The organism is Aeromonas genomosp. paramedia, from assembly GCF_023093515.1.
Taxonomy (GTDB): Bacteria; Pseudomonadota; Gammaproteobacteria; order Enterobacterales; family Aeromonadaceae; genus Aeromonas.
Genome location: NZ_JAAROG010000019.1, coordinates 85,566 through 106,011, shown reverse-complemented (window position 1 = coordinate 106,011; position 20,446 = coordinate 85,566). Strand labels below are relative to the sequence as shown.

Genomic DNA, 20,446 nt, shown 5'->3' with positions numbered 1-20,446 from the left:
GAACATGGCAAAAACCTTGATGATGACACTGCCGGACGAGGCAGCAACTGTGGCACTGGGTGGCCGTCTGGCGCAGGCGTGCCAGCAGGCCACTACCGTATTTCTGCACGGCGCCCTCGGGGCCGGCAAGACCACCCTGACCCGCGGCTGGGTGCAAGGGCTTGGCCATCAAGGTAAGGTCAAGAGTCCGACCTATACCCTGGTGGAGCCCTATGAACTGGCCGACTGGCAGGTCTATCACTTCGATCTCTATCGACTGGCGGATCCGGAAGAGCTGGAATTCATGGGCATTCGGGACTATTTCGGCGCCGACACCCTCTGTCTGGTGGAGTGGCCGGAGAAAGGGGAGGGCTGGCTGCCGTCCCCCGATCTCGAGATTACCCTGACGTATGTGAACGAGCAGCGCGAGGCCCTGATTGCGGCCCGCACTGCTATTGGCGAAGCCATTCTGGAACGGTTGTCATCTCAGTGCGCTTGATCCTTGTTATTGCCCTCTCCCTGATGGCCTTACCCTCCTGGGCGAACCAGCTCAAGAGTGTGCGGGTCTGGCCATCGCCGGATAACACCCGGGTGGTGCTCGACATGAGCAGTGCCCCCAATTTCAACTACTTCACCCTGAGCGGCCCGAGCCGCCTGGTGATCGATCTCAAGGGGGCGAGCAACGCCGCCAACCTGGCTCGCATCGAGAACAAGAGCGAACTGGTGCGCAAGATCCGCGAGAGCACGCCCCTTGAAAAGGGCAGCATGCGTCTGGTGCTGGATCTCAGCTCTTCCATCAAGCCGGTGGTGTTCCCGCTGGCACCGGCCGGCCCCTACGGCCATCGTCTGGTGATCGATCTGCCCTATGAAGAGAAAGGCGGCGCCACGGCGCAGCCCGCGCCCGTCGGCGGCCAGGGCAAGGCCATCGTCATCGCCATCGATCCGGGCCATGGGGGGGAAGATCCCGGCTCCATAGGCCCGCGCCGCACCTACGAGAAGCGGGTGACCCTGTCGGTGTCCCAGAAGCTGGCGGCGCTCATCGACCGCGAGCCGGGCATGCGCGCCGTGATGACCCGTCGTGGTGACTACTTCGTCGACCTCAACAAGCGCTCGGAAATCGCCCGCAAGGCCAAGGCGGATCTGCTGGTGTCCGTGCATGCGGACAGCTTCCACAACTCCACCCCGCGCGGCGCCTCGGTCTGGGTACTGTCGACCAATCGCGCCAACCGCGAGATGGGCAGCTGGCTGGAGAAGCAGGAGAAGCAGGGGGAACTGCTGGGCGGGGTAGGCAAGGTATTGGCCGAATCCGACCCCAATCCCTATCTGGCGCAGACCTTCCTCGATCTCTCCATGGACAAGTCCAGGGCCGAGGGTTATGAGGTGAGTCGCCAGATACTGCGCTCCATGGGACGGGTGGCCCGGCTGCACAAGAAGGCGCCGGAGCACGCCAGTCTGGCGGTGCTGAAGGCGCCGGACATTCCCTCTGTATTGGTGGAAACCGGCTTCATCTCGAACCATGCCGAAGAGAAGCTGCTGGCCACCGCCAGCTACCAGGATCAACTTGCCCGCGCCATCTTCGAGGGGATCCGCAGCTACTATCGCAGCCACCCGACCAAGGGGCCCATGATGACGGGCAAGGGGCAGCAAGTGGCCAGCGCCAGTCAGCCAGCGGCGAAAAAGGCGGCGGTTGCCCCCGCGCCCAGGCAGCAGGTGGCCAACCGCATGCCGGCGACAGTGCCGAGCCGCAGCAGCGATGGCGGCGCCCCGGTCAGCAGCGTCGGCAGCGCCTCAGGTGCCGGGGTGATAAAACCCTACAAGGTGGCGGCCAAGGAGCCGAGCGTGCCGGTCGCAAGCGTGCAGAGCAACGACAAGTCCAGGATGATCCGCCACGTGGTCACCCGCGGCCAGAGCCTCTCCCGCCTCGCCGAGAAGCACGGCGTGAGCCAGGCACGGCTGGTGGAGATCAACAAGCTCAAGTCACGGGATATCCAGATAGGGCAGGTGCTCTATATCCCCCAAAACTGACGCGCGGGAGCTGGCGAGGCAGGGCCGAGGGGCGCCCGGATTGGCGCTCGAACCAGGCCTTCGCCACGCTGGCCAACCGGATGGTTGCTGGCGAAGGTGCGGTGGCGCGGCCCGTCCCCGTGTTGAACGTGTCTTGACCCGCAAGCGAAATCATCAGGAGTAAGCCATGCCGATCCGTATATTGCCTCCCGTTCTGGCCAACCAGATTCCGGTTGGCGAAGAGGTGGTGGCGCTGCCCTTCTGGGTGGTTAAGGGGCTCATCATCCGCAAGATTGAAATTCAGGAGTAAGTGATGCCGATCCGTATATTGCCTCCCATTCTGGCCAACCAGATTGCTGCCGGCGAGGTGGTGGAGCGGCCCTCTTCTGTGGTGAAGGAGCTGGTGGAAAACAGCCTGGATGCGGGGGCCGACCGGGTCGAGATCGACATCGACAAGGGGGGCGCCAAGCTGATCCGCATCCGTGACAACGGCAGCGGCGTCGCCAGGGACGAGCTGGTGCTGGCGCTGTCACGGCACGCCACCTCCAAGGTGGCAACCCTGGATGACCTGGAAGGGATCAACAGCCTCGGCTTTCGCGGCGAGGCGCTCGCCTCCATCAGCTCCGTCTCCCGTCTCACCTTCACCTCCCGCACCGCTGAGCAGTCCGAAGCCTGGCAGGCGCAGGCCGAAGGGCGCGAGATGAGCGTCACCGTCAAGCCGGCCGCCCACCCGGTGGGCACCACGGTAGAGGTGGTGGACCTCTTCTTCAACACCCCGGCGCGGCGCAAGTTCATGCGCAGCGAGAAGACAGAGTTTGCCCACATCGACGAGCTGGTGCGCCGCATCGCGCTCTCCCGCTTCGACATCACCCTGATCCTGCGCCACAACGGCAAGGTGGTGCGCCAGTACAAGGCCGCCAATACGGTGCCTGAGCAGGAGCGCCGCCTCGCCGCCGTCTGCGGCACCCCCTTCATGCACCACGCGCTGGCGGTGGAGAGCGAGCACAGCGACGTGCGCCTGTGGGGCTGGCTGGCACTGCCCGCGGGAGCCAGACCGCAAAACGATCTGCAATACACCTATGTGAATGGCCGCATGATGCGCGACAAGCTCATCAACCACGCCATTCGCCAGGCCTATGACGAGCTGCTGCCCGCCGGCAGCTTCGCCGCCTATGTGCTCTACATAGAGCTGGATCCCCGTCAGGTGGATGTGAACGTCCATCCCGCCAAGCACGAGGTGCGTTTCCATCAGGCGCGGCTCATTCACGACTTCATCTTCCAGGCGCTCTTTACCGCCCTGCGCCGGGAAGGGGCGGGAGCCGGCGAGCAGGACGAGCCGCTCGCCGAGACCCTGGTCGAGCTGCCGACCAGCCCGCAGATAGAGTATCCAGGCCAGGCGCCGCGCCCCGAGTGGTACGGTGCCGAGCACAGCTATAGAGCCCCTGTCCAGACGCGGGATGGCGGCGCCGTGCGCGAAGGTGCAGGGCGCGCGGGCAACTATCAGGCCCCCGAGCCCCCCAGCCGGGAGGCGATGCGCGGCATGGGCGCCCTGCTCACCACCCTGCCGGTAGCGGGAGAGGCGCCCCAGACCGCCCCCGTCACCCCGGCCGGTCCGTCGCCCCAGGGGACTCGCGCCCTGACCCTGGTGGAGCAGGCCTATCTGCTGATCGAGCGGGAGGGACAACTGGCGCTGCTCTCCCTGGTGCGGGCCGAGCGGGTGCTGCTGCGCCACTGGCTGCTGGAGACCTGGGGGCAGGGGCTGGCGGCGCAGCCCCTGCTGCTGCCGGTCTCCTTCAAGCTGCCAAAGAACCTGATTGCGCTGGCGCAGGAGCAGGAACGTTTGCTCAAACGCATGGGGCTGGAGTTGAAAAGCGGGGGGCGCGACACCATGATCCTGACCAGGGTGCCCGCCTTGCTGCGCCAGACCGATCTGGTGCGTCTCTTACCCGAATTGCTGCAATTGGTCGAGAGCGGATCTGACAGTGATGCCGGCCAGCAGGCTGAAGTACTATGCCAGTGGCTGGTGGAGCAGGGGATAAGCGCCGAGAAAATATATGATTTTTCAACGGCCAGCCGGCTGCTGACGGAACTTGTGACCGATTTCAGTGACCAACTGGCAGACATTCGCATGGTGCGCCCTCTGTCGTTGGCGGCCGTGCTGGAGGGGTTTGCACAAGGCGATTGAGTCGCCGGGGCTGACCGCTTCAATCCATTGATAGTCAATTGCATGGTACGCCTCCCGACGAGGCGACCGTGCCAGAGGAACATGAAAGTGGCTGACTTGCCGACTGCAATTTTTCTGATGGGGCCGACGGCCTCCGGCAAGACGGATCTCGCCATCGCTCTGTGCCAGGCCCTGCCCTGCGACATCATCAGCGTGGACTCCGCGCTCATCTATCGCGGCATGGACATAGGCACCGCCAAGCCCACTGCCGCCGAGCTGGCCCAGGCGCCGCATCGCCTGATCGACATCCTGGATCCGGCCATGAGCTATTCGGCGGCGGATTTCTGCCGCGATGCCCTGCGGGAGATGAAAGAGATCGCCGACCGCGGCCGCATTCCGCTGCTGGTGGGGGGCACCATGCTCTACTTCAAGGCGCTGTTGGAGGGGCTCTCTCCGTTGCCCTCCGCCGATCCGGCCATTCGCGCCGAGATTGAGGCAGAGGCCGCCCGCCTCGGCTGGCAAGCCCTGCACGACGAGCTGGTGCGCATCGATCCTGTGGCCGGCGCCCGCATCCACCCCAACGACCCGCAGCGGCTCAGCCGGGCGCTCGAGGTCTATCGCATCAGCGGCAAGACGCTGACCGAACTGACCCAGGTGCAGGGGGAAGGCTTGCCCTACCGGGTGCACCAGTTTGCCATCGCGCCGAGCGATCGCGCCGTGCTGCATCAGCGCATCGAGCTGCGTTTTGACAAGATGCTGCAAGGGGAGTTCGAACAGGAGGTCAGGGCGCTCTATGAGCGGGGTGATCTTCACCCGGATCTGCCAGCTATCCGTTGCGTTGGCTACCGCCAAATGTGGGACTACCTGGCAGGGGAAGTGGGATATGATGAGATGCGTTATCGTGGCATCGTGGCCACCCGTCAGCTGGCCAAGCGTCAGATGACCTGGTTGCGTGGCTGGCCCGACCTGACCTGGTTGGAATCTGGTGAGTCTGGCAATGTGGCCAGGGTGGTCGCCCGAGCTGGTGCGGCTTGACACTCCCTGTATAATCAGGTTGTTATATTGATATCCGGTGTTTAAAAACAACAAACTATAAGGAAAAGAAAGATGGCTAAGGGGCAATCTCTCCAAGACCCGTTTTTGAATGCGCTGCGCCGTGAGCGGATTCCTGTTTCTATCTATTTGGTGAACGGCATCAAACTGCAGGGTCAGATCGAATCGTTTGACCAGTTTGTCATTTTGCTGAAGAACACCGTGAGCCAGATGGTCTACAAGCACGCCATTTCCACCGTGGTGCCGGCCCGTGCCGTCAACCATCACCAGCACGCCCCGGGCGCCGCCGGTGAAGAGCAGGGTGAAGCCGAGGCGTGATATCCCGCGGCGAGCCTACTCGCCAACTCAGAATCATCATGATACCTGTCAAGGAGCAAGCGCTTGTTTGACCGTTACGAAGCTGGTGAACAGGCCGTTCTGGTACATGTCAACTTCAGCGATGAGGGTGAGCGGGAGGATCTGGACGAGCTCAAGATGCTGGTGAGCTCGGCCGGGGTCAATGCGCTGGGGGTGATCACCACCAGTCGCAGCGCGCCCAGTGCCAAGTATTTTGTCGGCAGCGGCAAGGCGGAAGAGATCGCGTCCCAGGTCCAGATGCTGGGCGCGGACGTGGTCATCTTCAACCATGCCCTGACCCCTGCCCAGGAACGCAACCTGGAGCGTCTGTTCCAGTGCCGTGTGGTGGACAGGACAGGCCTCATCCTCGATATCTTCGCCCAGCGCGCCCGTACCCACGAAGGCAAGTTGCAGGTCGAACTGGCCCAATTGCGCCATCTTTCTACTCGCCTGGTGCGAGGCTGGACCCACCTCGAACGTCAGAAGGGCGGGATCGGTCTGCGCGGCCCGGGTGAAACCCAGCTTGAAACCGACCGACGCCTGCTGCGAGAGCGCATCAAGGCGATTCTGCGCCGGCTCGACAAGGTGGCGAAGCAGCGGGAACAGGGTCGTCGCGCCCGCAACCGCAACGAGGTGCCGACCGTGTCGCTGGTGGGCTACACCAACGCCGGAAAGTCCACTTTGTTCAACCAACTTACAGATGCCAGCGTGTATGCTGCCGACCAATTGTTCGCAACCCTGGATCCCACCCTGCGTAAATTGGTGATCCAGGATGTGGGTGATGTGATCCTGGCGGATACAGTTGGATTTATTCGGCACTTGCCCCATGATCTGGTCGCGGCCTTCAAGGCGACGCTGCAGGAGACCCGCGAAGCGGACCTGCTGCTGCACGTCGTGGACTGTGCCGATGAGCAGATGCAGGAGAATGTCGATTCGGTGCAGACAGTCCTGGCCGAGATCGAGGCGGACGACCGCCCCCAGCTGATGATCTGCAACAAGATCGACAAGCTGACCGATCGTCCGGCCGGTCTGGAGCGGGATGACGAAGGGCGCCCGCAGCGAGTCTGGCTGTCGGCCCAGACGGGTGAAGGCAGTGAATACCTGTTCCAGGCCCTGACCGAACTGCTGGCCGGATCCATGGTCCATCACACCCTGCAGTTACCGCCCTCGGCCGCGAGATTGCGCAGTGCGCTCTATCGGCTGAAAGGCATCGAGCAGGAAGGTTTCAGCGAGGAGGGGGATTTTGTCCTGGAGGTACGCTTGCAGCTTGCCGACTGGAACCGCCTCATGAAACAAGAAGGTGAGAGTTTACAACGCTTTATCAGGCATTGATCCGGCGATGAAGACAGGCTTCGTCAACGGTTGATGGCCCGATAGAGATGATATCCATCCGCATGTATTAATGGAGACGCTGATGGCTTGGAATGAGCCTGGTAACAACGGCAAAGACCGTGACCCTTGGGGGAACAACGGCAAGAATCAGGGACCCCCTGATCTGGATGAAATGCTGCGCAAGGTGAGCCGTCGTTTCGGTGGCCTGTTAGGTGGTGGCAAATCGGGTGGTGATGTGGGCAAGTTTGGCCTCTCCATCGCCCTGGTGGTGGCCGTGGTGGTGTGGGTCGTCAGCGGCTTCTACACCATTCGCGAAGCCGAGCGGGGCGTGGTGCTGCGTTTTGGGGAGTACTCCCATAACGTGGATCCGGGCCTGCGCTGGAAGCCGACCTTCATCGATCGGGTGATCCCGGTGGATGTGGAATCGGTGCGCTCCCTGCCTGCCTCCGGCTTCATGCTGACCCAGGACGAGAACGTGGTCCGGGTCGAGATGGACGTGCAGTATCGCGTGGTCGATCCCGAGCAGTATCTGTTCAGCGTCACCAATGCCGACGAGAGTCTGAGCCAGGCCACCGACAGCGCCCTGCGCTACGTGGTGGGTCACACCAAGATGGATGATGTCCTGACCACGGGTCGGGAAAAAGTTCGTCAGGAGACCTGGCAGGTGATCGATGGCATCATTGAGCCCTACCAGATGGGTCTGCAGATCGTCGACGTCAACTTCCTGCCGGCGCGTCCGCCGGAAGAGGTGAAGGACGCCTTCGATGACGCCATCTCCGCCCAGGAAGATGAGCAGCGCTTCATCCGTGAAGCAGAAGCCTATGCCCGTGAAGTCGAGCCCAAGGCCCGTGGTCAGGTCAAGCGTCTGGAACAGGAAGCCGAAGGCTACAAGTCCCAGATCGTGCTGAAGGCCAAGGGTGAAGTCGCGCGCTTCAACGAGCTGCTGCCCCAGTACCAGTCCGCCCCCGAGTTGACTCGTGAGCGTATCTACCTGGAAACCATGGAAGAGCTCTATCAGCAAGCCAACAAGGTGCTGGTCGACATGCCTGCTGGCAACAACAGCATGATCTACCTGCCGCTCGACAAGCTGTCCGGCAAGGCGAATGCCGTGCAACCGGCGCGTCCGGCGGGCACACCTGCGGTGGAGCCGGCCCAGCCGTCCAACGAAGGGGCCAACTCCACTCCGACCCCGCTGCGTGGCGGTGATCGTTTCAGCACAGGGAGAAACTGATAGATGAAAAAGCTAGCTATTGGTGTCATCGCTGTGGCCGCCATGGTCTGCTTCTCTTCCGTCTTCATCGTCGATGAAGGGCAGAAGGGAATCGTGGTGCAGTTTGGCAAGGTGAAGCGGGTTGACTCCGGCGAGCCGCGGCTCTATGAGCCGGGCCTGCACTTCAAGGTGCCGCTCATCGATCAGGTACGCAAGATGGATGCCCGCATCCAGACCCTGGAAGGTCAGGCGGATCGCTTCGTCACCTCCGAGAAGAAAGACCTCATCATCGACTCCTACGTGAAGTGGAAGATCGAGGACTTCTCCAAGTACTACCTGGCGACCGGTGGTGGCAACAAGATCCAGGCCGAAGACCTGCTCAAGCGCAAGATCAACAACGGTCTGCGTTCCGAGATCGGTAACCGCACCATCAAGGACATCGTCTCCGGCGAGCGCAGTACCGTGATGGAAGACGCCCTGATGAAGATGGCGCGCTCCTCCGAGCTCGGCATCAAGGTGGTGGATGTGCGCATCAAGCAGATCAACCTGCCGGTGGAAGTCTCCAGCTCCATCTATCAGCGGATGCGTGCCGAGCGGACTGCAGTCGCCCGTGAGCACCGCTCCCAGGGCCGCGAGCAGGCCGAGATCCTGCGTGCCGACATCGACCGCAAGGTCACCGTCATGATCGCAGACGCCGAGAGTAATGCGCGTCAGCTGCGTGGTGAAGGGGATGCCGAAGCCGCCAAGATCTACGCCGACAGCTACAAGAAGGACCCCGAGTTCTTCAGCTTCGTGCGCAGCATGGAGGCCTATCGCAAGAGCTTCGCCGGCGGCAACGACCTCATGGTCCTCAAGCCTGACAGCGAGTTCTTCCGCTACCTCAAGTCGCCTCACGGTGACAAGCAGTAAGCAGGCATAGCGCCATAACCCAAAGGGCCTGATGATTCAGGCCCTTTTGCTTGATGAGACAAGGGCCCAGAGGGCAGGAGGAGTCATGCTGACAGCCATCTTGATGGGAGTGGGGCTGTTGCTGCTGTTCGAGGGGCTGGGCCCCTTGCTGGCGCCGAGGGCCTGGCAACAGATGCTGAGACTGATGAGCGATCAGCCGCCGGAGCAGCTGCGGCGCATCGGCGGTTGCCTAGTGGTGGCGGGTGCCGTCATCCTCTGGGCGCTGGCCCATTGAGCAGTCAAGAGAGCGCTGGCGCCCGAGAGCAAGGCGCAGACCAAAAAAAAGAGGCCTATGGCCTCTTTTTTCTTGGATGCTGACACACTGGTTCAGGCGCTGCGCTGTACCGCCATCTGGGCCAGGGTCTCCAGCGCCTGCCTGTGCTGGGAGTCCGGCAGGATGGCGAGGGCGGCAATGGCCTTGTCGGCCTCTTCCCGGGCCCGCATGCGGGAGTACTCCAGGGCGCCGGTGCGATCCAGGATGGCCAGGATGCGTTCGAGATGCTCCATGCCGTTGCGGTGCTCGATGGCGTCGCGGATGAGCTGACGCTCTTCCGGGGTGCCCACGGCCATGGCGCGCAGCAGCGGCAGGGTGGGCTTGCCTTCGGTCAGGTCGTCGCCGACGTTCTTGCCCATCTCGTCGCTCTGGGAGCAGTAGTCCATGACGTCGTCGATGATCTGGAAGGCGGTGCCCAAATACTTGCCGTAGTCGGTCATGGCCTGCTCGACGGGCTCGGGCTGATGGGTCAGCACGGCGGCGAGGCGGGTGGCGGCTTCAAACAGCTTGGCGGTCTTGCAGTAGATGACCGTCATGTAGCTCTCTTCCGTGGTGTCCGGATCGTTGCAGTTCATCAACTGCAGCACTTCCCCCTCGGCGATGGTGTTGGTGGCATCCGACAGGATCTCCATCACTCGCAAGTTGGAGAGCTCGCTCATCATCTGGAAGGAGCGGCTGTAGAGGTAGTCACCGACCAGGACGCTGGCGGCGTTGCCGAACAGCGCATTGGCGGTCTCCCGGCCGCGACGCAGGTCGGATTCATCGACCACGTCGTCGTGCAGCAGGGTAGAGGTATGAATGAATTCGATGATGGCGGCGAGCTTGAGATGGTCCTGACCTTGGTACCCCAGTGCGCGGGCGGCCATTACCGTCAGCATGGGGCGCATCCGTTTTCCGCCTGCACTGACAATGTAGAAACCCAGCTGGTTGATCAGGCTGACATCGGACTGGAGCCGGGCCAGGATCAGTTCATTGACCGCCGTCATGTCGGCGGCACAGAGCGCACGGATAGTCTGTTGGTCCATAAGTCTCGTAACGTGACGGCAGCAATTACTGCGTTTTTAGCAATGGCGGGGATTCTACACGATTTCACAATGGGTTACAGTTAAGCGTTTATTCACGGCGGCAGATATGCGCACAAAATAAACTTTTTGCTAAATTGGCCTTGCCTAGGCAAATCGTTCTGCGTAGAATGCCCGCCCATTGTTATAGGTTTTTGCGCGTGTCTGGCCTTGAGCAAAAGACACGCCTTTACGGAGTTAATCAAATGTACGCGGTATTCCAAAGCGGCGGAAAACAACACCGTGTGGCCGAAGGTCAAATCGTTCGTCTGGAAAAGCTGAACGTTGAGACTGGCGCTACCATCGACTTCAACGAAGTTCTGATGGTTGCTGCAGGCGACACTTTTAAAGTAGGTGCTCCTTTCGTTGAAGGTGGCAAGGTTGTAGCTGAAGTTGTGGCTCACGGCCGTGGCGAGAAAGTGACTATCGTCAAGTTCCGTCGTCGTAAGCACCATCGTAAGCAAGCGGGCCACCGTCAGTGGTTCACTGAAGTCAAAATCACTGGCATCAGCGCTTAATTAGAGGAGTCCGATAAATGGCACATAAAAAAGCTGGCGGTTCATCCCGCAACGGTCGCGATTCTGAAGCTAAACGCCTTGGCGTTAAGCGTTTCGGCGGCGAAACAGTTCTGGCAGGCAGCATCATCGTTCGTCAACGTGGCACCAAGTTCCACGCTGGCACCAACGTTGGCCTGGGCACCGATCACACCCTGTACGCGAAAGCGACTGGCAAGATCCTGTTCGAAGTTAAAGGTCCGCTGAATCGTAAGTACGTCAGCATCGTTGCTGAGTAATTACGGACCGCAAGGATCCGAAGCCCCGCCAACAGGCGGGGCTTTTGTTTTTCTGACGTCTTTTCTGATGTCGTTGACGAAAAAACGGAACGCAGCTGACTTTGGCTCTGACGGGCATGATTGGCAAGATGCGTATCGCCCGCAGGGGTCTGTACCACTATAATTGCGTATCGGTTTTTCGAATTAAGGTGACGGTTACCTATGAAGTTTGTTGATGAAGTCCAGATTCGAGTCGATGCCGGTGACGGTGGTAACGGTTGTGTGAGCTTTCGCCGTGAAAAGTACATCCCGAACGGTGGCCCGGACGGCGGTGACGGTGGTGACGGTGGTGATGTCTATCTGATCGCCGACGAGAACCTGAACACCCTGATCGACTACCGTTTCGAGCGTTTCCATGCCGCCGAGCGTGGCGAGAACGGCCAGAGCGCCAACTGTACCGGTCGTCGCGGCAAGGATCGTACCCTGCGCGTCCCGGTCGGTACCCGCGCCAGCGATGAGGATACCGGTGAACTGCTGGGGGATCTGACCACCCATGGCCAGAAGCTGCTGGTCGCCAAGGGCGGTTTCCACGGCCTTGGCAACACCCGCTTCAAGAGCTCGGTCAACCGCGCCCCCTATCAGAAGAGCAACGGCACCCCGGGTGAAGTGCGCACCCTGAAGCTGGAGCTGCTGCTGCTGGCTGACGTCGGCATGCTGGGTCTGCCCAACGCGGGCAAGTCCACCTTCATTCGCGCCGTCTCTGCCGCCCGCCCGAAAGTGGCCGACTACCCCTTCACTACCCTGGTGCCGAACCTGGGTGTGGTGCGTGGGGAGAACTCCCGCTCCTTCGTCATCGCCGATATTCCGGGTCTGATCGAGGGTGCCGCCGAAGGCGCCGGCCTCGGTATCCGCTTCCTCAAGCACCTGGAGCGCTGCCGCGTGCTGATCCACCTGGTGGATATCTGCCCGGTTGACGGTTCAGATCCCGCCGAGAATGCCGTGACCATAGTCCGGGAGCTGGAGAAGTACAGCCCCGAGCTGGCAGGCAAACCGCGCTGGCTGGTATTCAACAAGATGGATCTGATCCTGGAAGAAGAAGCCCAGGAAGTGATGGACAGAGTCAAGGCAGCCCTGAACCACGAAGGCCCTGTCTATGCCATCACTGCCATCAGCAAGGAAGGCACCAAGAAGGTCTGCTACGACATCCTGGATCTGCTGGACACCATGCCCCGTCAGCTGGAAGCCGATGCCAAGGCCGCCATCGAGAAGGTCGAGTTCAAGTGGGACGACTACCACAAGAACCAGCTGGCCCAGGCCGAGGCGGAAGCCCTGGCAGCCTCCAAGGCCTTCGATGAGGCGCTGGACGATGACGACGACTGTGATGACGAAGATGACGACGGCGTCGAAGTGATCTACGTCCGCGACTGAGACTCTCTTTCGTGACAAGACCGGAGCCCCGACAGGCTCCGGTTTTTTTATGGGAGGATCGACGGGATCACCTTATAGATATATTTCTCATGCCACTTATTGCCTGCCAACCGCAACTGATTATACTGCGCCCCTGAACGTAACCTGTATGAAACATTATGCTAACCTGTTGAATTGAATTGATATGCATGACTGTTTTGGTTTGTTCTTATGGATGGTTTGCCTGATAAAATATTTATGCTTGAAATAATCCATTAAAAGCTTGTTTGTGCAGTTTTTTGGGTTATTCTTGCGCCCGTTTGCCGGGCGAGGGCATGAATATGCAGGCGGCCTGGCTGAAGGAAAAGTCACATTTAAGGCTGTCTATCATGTTGGAAAAGACCCTGCAGGCACCGGCGATCCATACTCGCCGCAATGTGCTGATGTTTTTGATCCCGTCGCTCATCGGGATCCTGCTGTTCATGACCCCCGTCATCTATGACGGCAATGTCACCATCCCTGTCGCCGTGCTGGCGAAGCTGGTACAGACGGTGTTCGCCGACTATCTGGTGGCCATGGTCAGCGCCATCATTACCACTACCATGCTGATGACCCTGATCGCCTGGTTGTTCAAGCCGGCGATCCTGGTGAGACGCCCCTTCCTCAACAGCCTGTTCAACGTCTCCCCCTTCTGGGCCTGCGTGCGGGTGCTGGGGGGCCTCTTCGTGCTGCTGACCTTCTTCGAGGCCGGTCCCGAGGTGCTGCGTTCCGGGGCGACCGGCGGCCTGGTGCTGCACGATCTGCTGCCGGTGCTGTTCTCCGTCTTCATCTTCGCCGGCTTGCTGCTGCCGCTGCTGCTGGACTTCGGCCTGCTGGAGTTCGTCGGCACCATGATGACCCGCATCATGCGCCCTGTGTTCCGCCTGCCCGGTCGCTCCGCCGTGGATTGCTTCGCCTCCTGGCTCGGGGATGGCAGCGTCGGCATCCTGCTTACCAGCAAGCAGTACGAGGGCAAGTTCTACACCCAGCGTGAAGCCGCCGTCATCGGCACCACCTTCTCCGCCGTCTCCATCACCTTCTGTCTGGTGGTGATCTCCCAGGTGAAGCTGGAGCACATGTTCGTCCCCTTCTACCTGACCGTCTGCCTGGCCGGTGTGGTTGCCGCCATAGTGGTGCCGCGCCTGCCCCCGCTCTCCTGGAAGAAGGATGTCTACAGCGACGGCACTCCCCTGTGCCGCAAGCAGGAGGCGATCCCTCATCAGCACAGCGTGCTGAGCTATGGCTATCAGCGTGCCCTGGCCAAGGCCGACAGCATGACTGATCTCGGTGCCGTGGCGCGGGAAGGGGTGAAGAACGCCCTGGACATGGTGTTTGGCGTGCTGCCGGTGGTGATGGCGATCGGGACCTGTGCCCTGATGCTGGCGGAGCACACCCCCATCTTCAACTGGCTGGGCGCCCCCTTCGTCCCCTTGCTGGAGTTGCTGCAACTGCCGGAGGCCGAGGCGGCGTCCAAGACCATCATGGTGGGCTTCGCCGACATGTTCATCCCGGCGGTGCTGGCCTCGACCATAGAGAGCGACATCACCCGCTTCGTGATCGCCGCCATGTCGGTGACCCAGCTCATCTATATGTCGGAAGTGGGCGCCCTGCTGCTGGGCAGCAAGATCCCGGTCAAGCTGTGGGAGCTGTTCGTCATCTTCCTGCTGCGTACCCTGGTGACACTGCCGGTGATCGCCGGTGTGGCGCACCTGCTGTTCTAAGGGGCAGCCTGGAGATGAAAAAACGGTCAACCTCGGTTGACCGTTTTTTATGGGCGCCCGGGCAATTGCGGCTAGCGCGGCTCCGCCAGCAGGGCCTGGCAGGCCGCCTCGTCCAGCTGCTCGGGGGTGAGGAAGCGCAGGGCATAGTCCCGCCAGACGCCGCTGTCGAGGAAGAGGGAGAACAGGGCCGGGTCTATGTGCTGCTCCTGCACCATCCTCTGCATGATGGTCAGGGACTGGGAGACCGTCTTGCCCGACTTGTAGGGACGATCGCTCGCGGTCAGGGCTTCGAAGATGTCGGCGATGGCCATGATGCGGGCGGGAATGCTCATCTGCTCACCCAGCAGCTGGCGCGGGTAGCCGGTGCCGTCCATCCGCTCGTGATGGCCCCCTGCGATCTCCGGCACCTTGCGCAGGTGACGGGGGAAGGGGAGCCGCTCCAGCATGCGGATGGTCTGGATGATGTGATCGTTGATCTTGTAGCGCTCCTCCTCGGTGAGGGTGCCACGGCCGATGGCGAGGTTGTAGCGCTCTCCCCGATTGTAGAGATGGGTGGGCACCCGCACCTTGAAGCCCCAGGGATTGTGCCTGGCCAGGTTGTCGTGGGCGGGGCGGGGAATGAGGTGCGCCGGCTTGTCGGCCAGCAGCGGCTCGCGGCAGGGCAGCGGCGCCGCCTCCCCGGGATGGCGCCTGAGCTCCTCCGGGCTGACGCCGAGGCGATCATCCAGGGTGCGCAGCCAGGTGCGGCTGGCAATGGCATCGAGCCGCGCCAGTTTTTCCGGTGCCATCCACTCGCCCCCCAGGTTGCACTCGGCGACGAAGGCGAACTCCTGATCCAGCATCTGCCAGATCGGGGTCACGGCCTCGAGGGTTGCCTGCCGCTCGGAGGCGGGCAGCCGGGCCGCCAGCGCCTCTATATGGGCGTCGCGCTTGAGCACCTCGAAACGGGTGCGGATCTCGTGGATCCTGTCGTAGATGGTCTCCAGCTTGGTGGCCTTGTCCACCACGAACTCAGGTGTGGTGACCTTGCCGCAGTCGTGCAGCCAGCTCGCGATATGGATGGCCTCCCACTCCTCGTCGCTGAGGGTGAAGTCGCCAAAGGGGCCCTGCTGCTGGGCGCAGGCCGCCTCCGTCAGCATGCGGGTCAGTTCGGGCACGCGCTGGCAGTGGCCTCCGGTGTAGGGGCTCTTGGCGTCGATGGCACCGGCGATGAGCTCGATGAAGGCCTCCAGCAGCTGTTTTTGCTCCTCCAGCAGGCGCTGATTCTCGATGGCGGAGGCGGACATACCCGCCAGCGCCTCGATGAGGCTGATGCGTGACGCCAGCTCCCGTGGTGCGCAGTCCGGCAGGATCAGCAACAGGCAGCCGATCAACTCCTGACGGTGATTGTAGAGGGGCTCGGCCAGCAGCTGGCGGGGGCCGGGGAAGGGGCCCCAGTCGGCGAGGTAGTGCGACCACTGTTCGGCGTTGAGGGGCAGGCTGAGCCGCTCGCTATGGTAGAGGCCGCCGAGCAGGGACTCCTGCCACTGCACCCGCTCACAATCCAGGGGCTGCCGTTGCCAGATGGCCTGAACCGCCTTCATCTGCCTGTCCTGGGCCAGATAGAGGCAACCGCCCTCCGCCTGGGCCGCCGCCACCGTCTCGTGCAGTATGCGGCTGAGCAGGGAGTCGAAGCGGTGCTCGGCCGTCAGCGCCAGACCCATGCTCATGAAGTTGCCCAGGGTCAGCCGCATGCTGGACATGGCCCGGGCGAGATCGTCTATTTCGCGGATCGCCGAGTCGGGCCGCTCGCTCTCGCCGAAGTCGAAGTGCTGGATCCGCTCGGCCTCTTGTGTCAGCGCCAGCAAGGGGGCGGCGGTGCGCCGCGCCACCAGCCAGATGACGGGCAGCAGCAGCAGCAGACCGGCACATGCCCAGGCCAGGTTGCGCAGGGCATCGTGGCGGGCCGGTGCGGTGAGCGCGTCCGCCGGGACCAGCAGGGCCAGGTAGAAGGGGGAGTCCTCGTCGAGGGAGGAGAGGTTGACCAGCCAGTCACGGCCATTGCCATCGTCCAGCGTCAGCTCGGCCGGCTCGTGCAGCAGGGCGGGCCTGGAGGCCATCTCCTGTTGCAACCTGACCAGTATGGGGTGCTTGAGCGCAGACAGCATGGGCAGGCGGCTCAGCTGCTCGAAGCTGGGCAGCCGCTCGGGATCCGTGGCCAGCAGGGTTCCGAATTCGTCGAACATCACCAGCTGGCAGTGGCTCGGCAGGGGCAGCTCGCCGATGAGGGAGGAGAGCCCCTCCACACCGGCATCCAGCCCTATCACAGCCCGGCGATCGTCGCTCTCCACCGCCAGCGTCATGCCCGGCTCCTTGGTGGTGAAGAAGAGATAGGGGTGGGTCACTATGATGCCCGTGCCCCAGCGGGCCTCCTTGTACCAGCCGCGGTCGCGGGGATCGAACTGGTAGTCCGGCATGGGCCGCCGCTCCAGAAGCCGCAGGCGCTGGTTGAAATAGAGGTACTCTCCCCGGCCCTGGCTCAGGCTCTGCACCAGCAGGTGGCTCCCGGGAGGGGGGCTGTCCAGCAACCCCCTGGCCCGCTCGGTCAGCTTGCGCACCAGGAAGAAGTCGCCGTTCTCGTAACCGGCATAGATGGCGCCATAGCTGGCGCTGTTGGCCAGCACCTCGGCCAGCTGGGGCAGGTAGCCGAGGCGGGATTCCAGGCTGGTCATGGCGGCCAGCTGGCCACTGCGCAACAGGCTGAGCGACATGCGGGCCGGGCGCTGGTTCAGCTTGATGGCGAGCGCCAGCTGTTCCCTGTACTGCTGGAAGCTTTGCCGTTCGTGCTCCAGCCCCTGCTGCATGCCCTGTTGAAACTGCAGCATGATGAGGGCGCCCCCCAGCACGGAGAACAGCAGTATGAAGAGGGTGGCAATGTGCACGTAGAAGGGCTTGCTGCCGAGGCTTGCTTTTGTCATGGACCTGTCCTTGTCCTGCGGGCGCTCCCCGCGATGATCTGCTAACAGTGTGCTCGCAAGATGACAAAAAGCATAGGAGGCGGGGGCCAGAACGGGGGCCCCTATCTTCTGCCATTCCCCTTGCCGCGAGCTGCATGGCGCGGGTCCCGGCAGCCTGGTCAGGTGATTCATTCAGATATCTCGTGCTACATTGCTCCACTGGTGAATCGCCTGTGAATCAATGGAGTGTCCCATGTCTGCCATCCCCTATTCCGTCCTGGATCTGGTGCCCGTCCCCGAAGGAAGCCTGCCGGCCGAGTCGTTTCGTCATTCGCAGGATCTGGCCCGGCATGCCGAGCGCTGGGGCTACCACCGCTACTGGCTGGCGGAGCACCACAACATGCCGGGGATCGCCAGTGCCGCCACCTCTGTGCTCATCGGCCATCTGGCCGGTGCCACCAGCACTCTGCGGCTGGGGGCCGGCGGCATCATGCTGCCGAACCACTCCCCCCTGGTGATCGCCGAACAGTTCGGCACCCTCGCCTCTCTCTACCCGGATCGCATCGATCTCGGTCTTGGCCGTGCGCCCGGTACCGATCAGCGCACCATGCAGGCGCTGCGCCGCCAGCGCAGCGGCGAGGTGGATGACTTTCCTGCGGACGTGCGCGAGCTGATGGGTTACTTCGGTGACGAGGTGGGTGCCGTGCAGGCGGTGCCCGGTCAGGGGCTGCACGTGCCGATCTGGCTGCTGGGCTCCAGCCTCTACAGTGCCCAGCTGGCGGCCGCCATGGGGCTGCCGTTCGGCTTTGCCTCCCACTTTGCCCCCGGTCTGCTGTTGCAGGCACTCGAGATCTACCGTACCCAGTTCCGCCCTTCCGCGCGCTGGCCCAAGCCTTATGCGGTGGTCTGCATCAACCTGATCGCCGCCGACACGACCCGGGAGGCCCGCTTCCTGTTCACCACGCTCCAGCAGCAGTTCCTGCGCCTCTACCGGGGGGATGCCGGCAAGCTGCCGCTGCCGGTGCAGAGCCTGGGAGAGGCGTGGTCACCCCGGGAGCTGATGGCGATGGAGCAGACCCTGGCCCGCTCCCTGGTGGGGGATCCGGATCAGGTGCGTCACGGCCTCAAGGCCTTGCTGGCCGAAACCGGGGCCGACGAGCTGATGTTCAACGGTCCCATCGTCGATCATCAGGCTAGACTGCGCTCCTTCGAGATCGCCGCCGAGCTGATGCGGAGCCTGTGACGGCCGGTGCGGGCACACCAGCTCGTGTGCCCGCACCGGGGTGAACCTCCCGTTCATATTTCAAGTCTTTGATTTTAAACGATAGTCAGGTTTATGTCGGCCCTCTGTCGTGTCACCTCTCGCCGTGCCGGCCCTATGCTGGCCCCGTCAATCACCACAAGGAGTCCAAGATGATCGTCAGGAAGTTGAGATTGCAGCGGGGTTGGTCCCAGGATCAGTTGGCGACCCTGACTGGCTTGAGTGTCCGCACCATACAGCGGATCGAGCAGGGCCAGCAGCCCGGACTGGAATCCCTCAAGGCCCTGGCCGCCGTCTTTGAGCTCGATGTGACTCAACTGCAGGAGAGCGAGATGAAAGGGAACGAGACCGACAGCCAGGGGACAGTGCATGTGGCCAGGGATGAGCGGGAGGCGATGAAGTTCGTCGAGGGGCTCAAGGGCTTCTACGGCCACCTCATCAGCTATGTGCTGGTGATAGGAGGGCTGTTTGTCATCAACTACCTGAGCAACCCGGACTATATCTGGGCCTGGTGGCCCATGCTGGGCTGGGGGCTGGGCCTGATGTCCCACGCCATCAACCTGTTCCAGCCATTCAAGCTGTTCGGGCCCGAATGGGAGCGGCGCCAGGTCGAGAAACGGCTGGGGCGCAAGCTGTAAGCCACGACCTCACCCCATAAAGCACGGGCCCGGCAATGCCGGGCCCGTTTTATATCAGCTCTCCCTCATGACTGCTGGTATCAATGAGGCAGGGGATCGCTGCCTGGGCGTCATGCTCACTTGGCATAGGCAGGGCAGGGGGTCGCTATCAGGGCATCGTCCTCGTAGCGCCAGAGGGTGAGGCTGTTGCCCCAGACGCAGCCGGTGTCCAGCCCCTTGATGTCATCTTTGCCGGTGGCGCCCATCAGGGCCGCCCAGTGGCCGAACACCAGTATGGGGTCGTCCACATGGTGCTCGCGCTGCTCGAACCAGGGGCGCAGGCCAGGGGTGGACTCTGTGGGACCCTTCTTGCACTTGAAGTCGAGCCGGCCATCGAAGTAGCAGAAGCGCATCCGGGTGAAGCTGTTGATGATGTAGCGGTAGCGCTCTATCCCCAGCAGATTTTCGTCCCAGCTATCGGGCTGATCGCCATACATGTTGTGCAGCAGCCAGCTGTACTGATCGCCGCGCAGCAGCGTCTCCACCTCGCGGGCACAGCTGCGTGCAGTGTGGGCATCCCAGGCCGGAGAGAGACCGGCATGGATCATCATGATGGGGAGATCCGGGTGCTCCGCCAGCAGGGGACGGTGGCGCAGCCACTCCAGCAGCTCGTCCCGATCCGGGGCTTCCATCAGGGCCTGCAGCTTGTCTTTCTTCTTGAGGGGGGCGACCCCATGAGCCACCGCCAGCAGGTGCAGGTCGTGGTTGCCGAGCACGGTCACGGCGCGGTTTCCCAGTGACTTGACGAAGCGCAGGGTGTTGAGAGAGTCCGGCCCGCGGGCGACCAGATCGCCGCACAGCCAGAGGGTGTCGTTGTCGGGGTCGAATTCGGCAAGATCCAGCAGACGGCGCAGATCGTCGTAGCAGCCCTGGATATCACCGACGAAACAATTCGCCATGAAACCTCAGTTGATAATGTTGGGAACGGCCAGTGTGAAGGGGGCTATGGGGGCCTCAAACTGCTGCCCCGATTCGTCTTGCAGGGTGTAACTGCCTTCCATCACGCCGAAGGGGGTGGGGAGGGGAACGCCACTCTGATAGGTGAAGGTCTCGCCGGGGGCGATGAAGGGCTGCTCGCCCACGACCCCGGGACCTTCCACTTCCAGCATCTTGCCATTGGCATCCGTGATGAGCCAGCGCCGATGCAGCAGCTGCACCTTGCCCGGTCCCAGATTCTCTATCTCGATGAGATAGAGAAAATGGTAGGGATCCTCGGTGCCCGCCACATAGCTGGGGTGCGGGCGAACCACTATCCGGGGGGATGCCATGGGA

General features: G+C 62.4%; 20 protein-coding genes. 16 read left to right on the top strand and 4 right to left on the bottom strand.

The window, feature by feature from the left end; translation table 11 throughout:
- The first annotated feature begins 4 nt into the window (after window positions 1-4).
- The 10 genes from tsaE (at window position 5) to HB860_RS15200 (ending at window position 9,261) form a co-directional block, all read left to right on the top strand.
- The gene (tsaE, locus tag HB860_RS15240) at window positions 5-478 is read left to right on the top strand and encodes a tRNA (adenosine(37)-N6)-threonylcarbamoyltransferase complex ATPase subunit type 1 TsaE (protein WP_041206351.1); all 474 of its coding nucleotides are present in this window, start codon (window positions 5-7) and stop codon (window positions 476-478) included.
- On the top strand, window positions 469-2,004 hold the full coding sequence (locus HB860_RS15235; RefSeq protein WP_247627198.1) for an N-acetylmuramoyl-L-alanine amidase: 1,536 nt from the start codon (window positions 469-471) through the stop codon (window positions 2,002-2,004). The genes tsaE and HB860_RS15235 overlap by 10 nt, the downstream gene beginning before the upstream one ends.
- 166 nt (window positions 2,005-2,170) lie before the next feature.
- Window positions 2,171-2,293, top strand: a complete 123-nt coding sequence (locus tag HB860_RS22210) for a hypothetical protein (RefSeq protein WP_265436001.1) — start codon at window positions 2,171-2,173, stop codon at window positions 2,291-2,293.
- Window positions 2,294-2,296: 3 nt separating this feature from the next.
- Window positions 2,297-4,168: a DNA mismatch repair endonuclease MutL gene (gene mutL, locus HB860_RS15230; protein ID WP_247627197.1), complete on the top strand. Its 1,872-nt coding sequence runs from the start codon at window positions 2,297-2,299 to the stop codon at window positions 4,166-4,168.
- 81 nt (window positions 4,169-4,249) lie between these two features.
- Window positions 4,250-5,182 carry a tRNA (adenosine(37)-N6)-dimethylallyltransferase MiaA gene (gene miaA / locus HB860_RS15225; RefSeq protein WP_202047099.1) on the top strand — a complete coding sequence of 311 codons (933 nt, stop codon included), beginning with the start codon at window positions 4,250-4,252 and terminating at the stop codon, window positions 5,180-5,182.
- A 72-nt stretch (window positions 5,183-5,254) separates the two neighbouring features.
- On the top strand, window positions 5,255-5,518 hold the full coding sequence (gene hfq, locus HB860_RS15220; protein WP_011704864.1) for an RNA chaperone Hfq: 264 nt from the start codon (window positions 5,255-5,257) through the stop codon (window positions 5,516-5,518).
- Window positions 5,519-5,581: 63 nt separating this feature from the next.
- The gene (gene hflX / locus HB860_RS15215) at window positions 5,582-6,868 is read left to right on the top strand and encodes a ribosome rescue GTPase HflX (protein ID WP_139435032.1); all 1,287 of its coding nucleotides are present in this window, start codon (window positions 5,582-5,584) and stop codon (window positions 6,866-6,868) included.
- A gap of 82 nt (window positions 6,869-6,950) precedes the next feature.
- Complete coding sequence (hflK, locus tag HB860_RS15210; protein WP_247627196.1) at window positions 6,951-8,099, top strand: FtsH protease activity modulator HflK; 1,149 nt, start codon at window positions 6,951-6,953, stop codon at window positions 8,097-8,099.
- Between the two features lie 3 nt (window positions 8,100-8,102).
- Window positions 8,103-8,987, top strand: a complete 885-nt coding sequence (hflC, locus tag HB860_RS15205; RefSeq protein ID WP_043130464.1) for a protease modulator HflC — start codon at window positions 8,103-8,105, stop codon at window positions 8,985-8,987.
- An 85-nt stretch (window positions 8,988-9,072) separates the two neighbouring features.
- Entirely contained in the window at window positions 9,073-9,261 is a 189-nt protein-coding gene (locus HB860_RS15200) for a DUF2065 domain-containing protein (RefSeq protein WP_025328123.1), read from the top strand.
- 92 nt (window positions 9,262-9,353) lie between these two features.
- Here the strand turns inward: HB860_RS15200 and ispB are convergent, their stop codons facing one another.
- A complete protein-coding gene (gene ispB, locus HB860_RS15195; RefSeq protein WP_247627195.1) occupies window positions 9,354-10,325 on the bottom strand; it encodes an octaprenyl diphosphate synthase in 972 nt (323 codons plus the stop codon).
- Window positions 10,326-10,567: 242 nt separating this feature from the next.
- Here ispB and rplU point away from each other — a divergent pair, with 242 nt between their 5' ends.
- The 4 genes from rplU to HB860_RS15175 all read left to right on the top strand — a co-directional run bounded on the left by rplU (window position 10,568) and on the right by HB860_RS15175 (window position 14,300).
- The gene (rplU, locus tag HB860_RS15190) at window positions 10,568-10,879 is read left to right on the top strand and encodes a 50S ribosomal protein L21 (protein ID WP_005304210.1); all 312 of its coding nucleotides are present in this window, start codon (window positions 10,568-10,570) and stop codon (window positions 10,877-10,879) included.
- 17 nt (window positions 10,880-10,896) lie between these two features.
- Entirely contained in the window at window positions 10,897-11,154 is a 258-nt protein-coding gene (rpmA, locus tag HB860_RS15185) for a 50S ribosomal protein L27 (RefSeq protein ID WP_005311678.1), read from the top strand.
- Between the two features lie 201 nt (window positions 11,155-11,355).
- Window positions 11,356-12,561 (top strand): Obg family GTPase CgtA, encoded by a 1,206-nt coding sequence (gene cgtA, locus HB860_RS15180; RefSeq protein ID WP_247627194.1) that lies wholly within the window; start codon window positions 11,356-11,358, stop codon window positions 12,559-12,561.
- Between the two features lie 368 nt (window positions 12,562-12,929).
- Window positions 12,930-14,300, top strand: coding sequence for a YjiH family protein (locus tag HB860_RS15175; RefSeq protein ID WP_139435027.1), 1,371 nt, complete (start codon window positions 12,930-12,932; stop codon window positions 14,298-14,300).
- A 71-nt stretch (window positions 14,301-14,371) separates the two neighbouring features.
- Here HB860_RS15175 and HB860_RS15170 read toward each other — a convergent pair whose 3' ends face one another.
- Window positions 14,372-17,257, bottom strand: a complete 2,886-nt coding sequence (locus tag HB860_RS15170; protein ID WP_247627193.1) for an HD domain-containing phosphohydrolase — start codon at window positions 17,255-17,257, stop codon at window positions 14,372-14,374.
- A gap of 232 nt (window positions 17,258-17,489) precedes the next feature.
- Here HB860_RS15170 and HB860_RS15165 point away from each other — a divergent pair, with 232 nt between their 5' ends.
- Window positions 17,490-18,479 carry a luciferase-like monooxygenase gene (locus HB860_RS15165; RefSeq protein WP_247627192.1) on the top strand — a complete coding sequence of 330 codons (990 nt, stop codon included), beginning with the start codon at window positions 17,490-17,492 and terminating at the stop codon, window positions 18,477-18,479.
- A gap of 170 nt (window positions 18,480-18,649) precedes the next feature.
- Window positions 18,650-19,135 carry a 2TM domain-containing protein gene (locus HB860_RS15160; protein WP_139435023.1) on the top strand — a complete coding sequence of 162 codons (486 nt, stop codon included), beginning with the start codon at window positions 18,650-18,652 and terminating at the stop codon, window positions 19,133-19,135.
- Between the two features lie 116 nt (window positions 19,136-19,251).
- Here the strand turns inward: HB860_RS15160 and HB860_RS15155 are convergent, their stop codons facing one another.
- Together HB860_RS15155 and apaG are read right to left on the bottom strand one after the other, a co-directional pair.
- Complete coding sequence (locus HB860_RS15155) at window positions 19,252-20,073, bottom strand: symmetrical bis(5'-nucleosyl)-tetraphosphatase (RefSeq protein ID WP_247627191.1); 822 nt, start codon at window positions 20,071-20,073, stop codon at window positions 19,252-19,254.
- A gap of 6 nt (window positions 20,074-20,079) precedes the next feature.
- Window positions 20,080-20,442 (bottom strand): Co2+/Mg2+ efflux protein ApaG, encoded by a 363-nt coding sequence (apaG, locus tag HB860_RS15150; protein WP_202047092.1) that lies wholly within the window; start codon window positions 20,440-20,442, stop codon window positions 20,080-20,082.
- Between the last annotated feature and the right edge of the window lie 4 nt (window positions 20,443-20,446).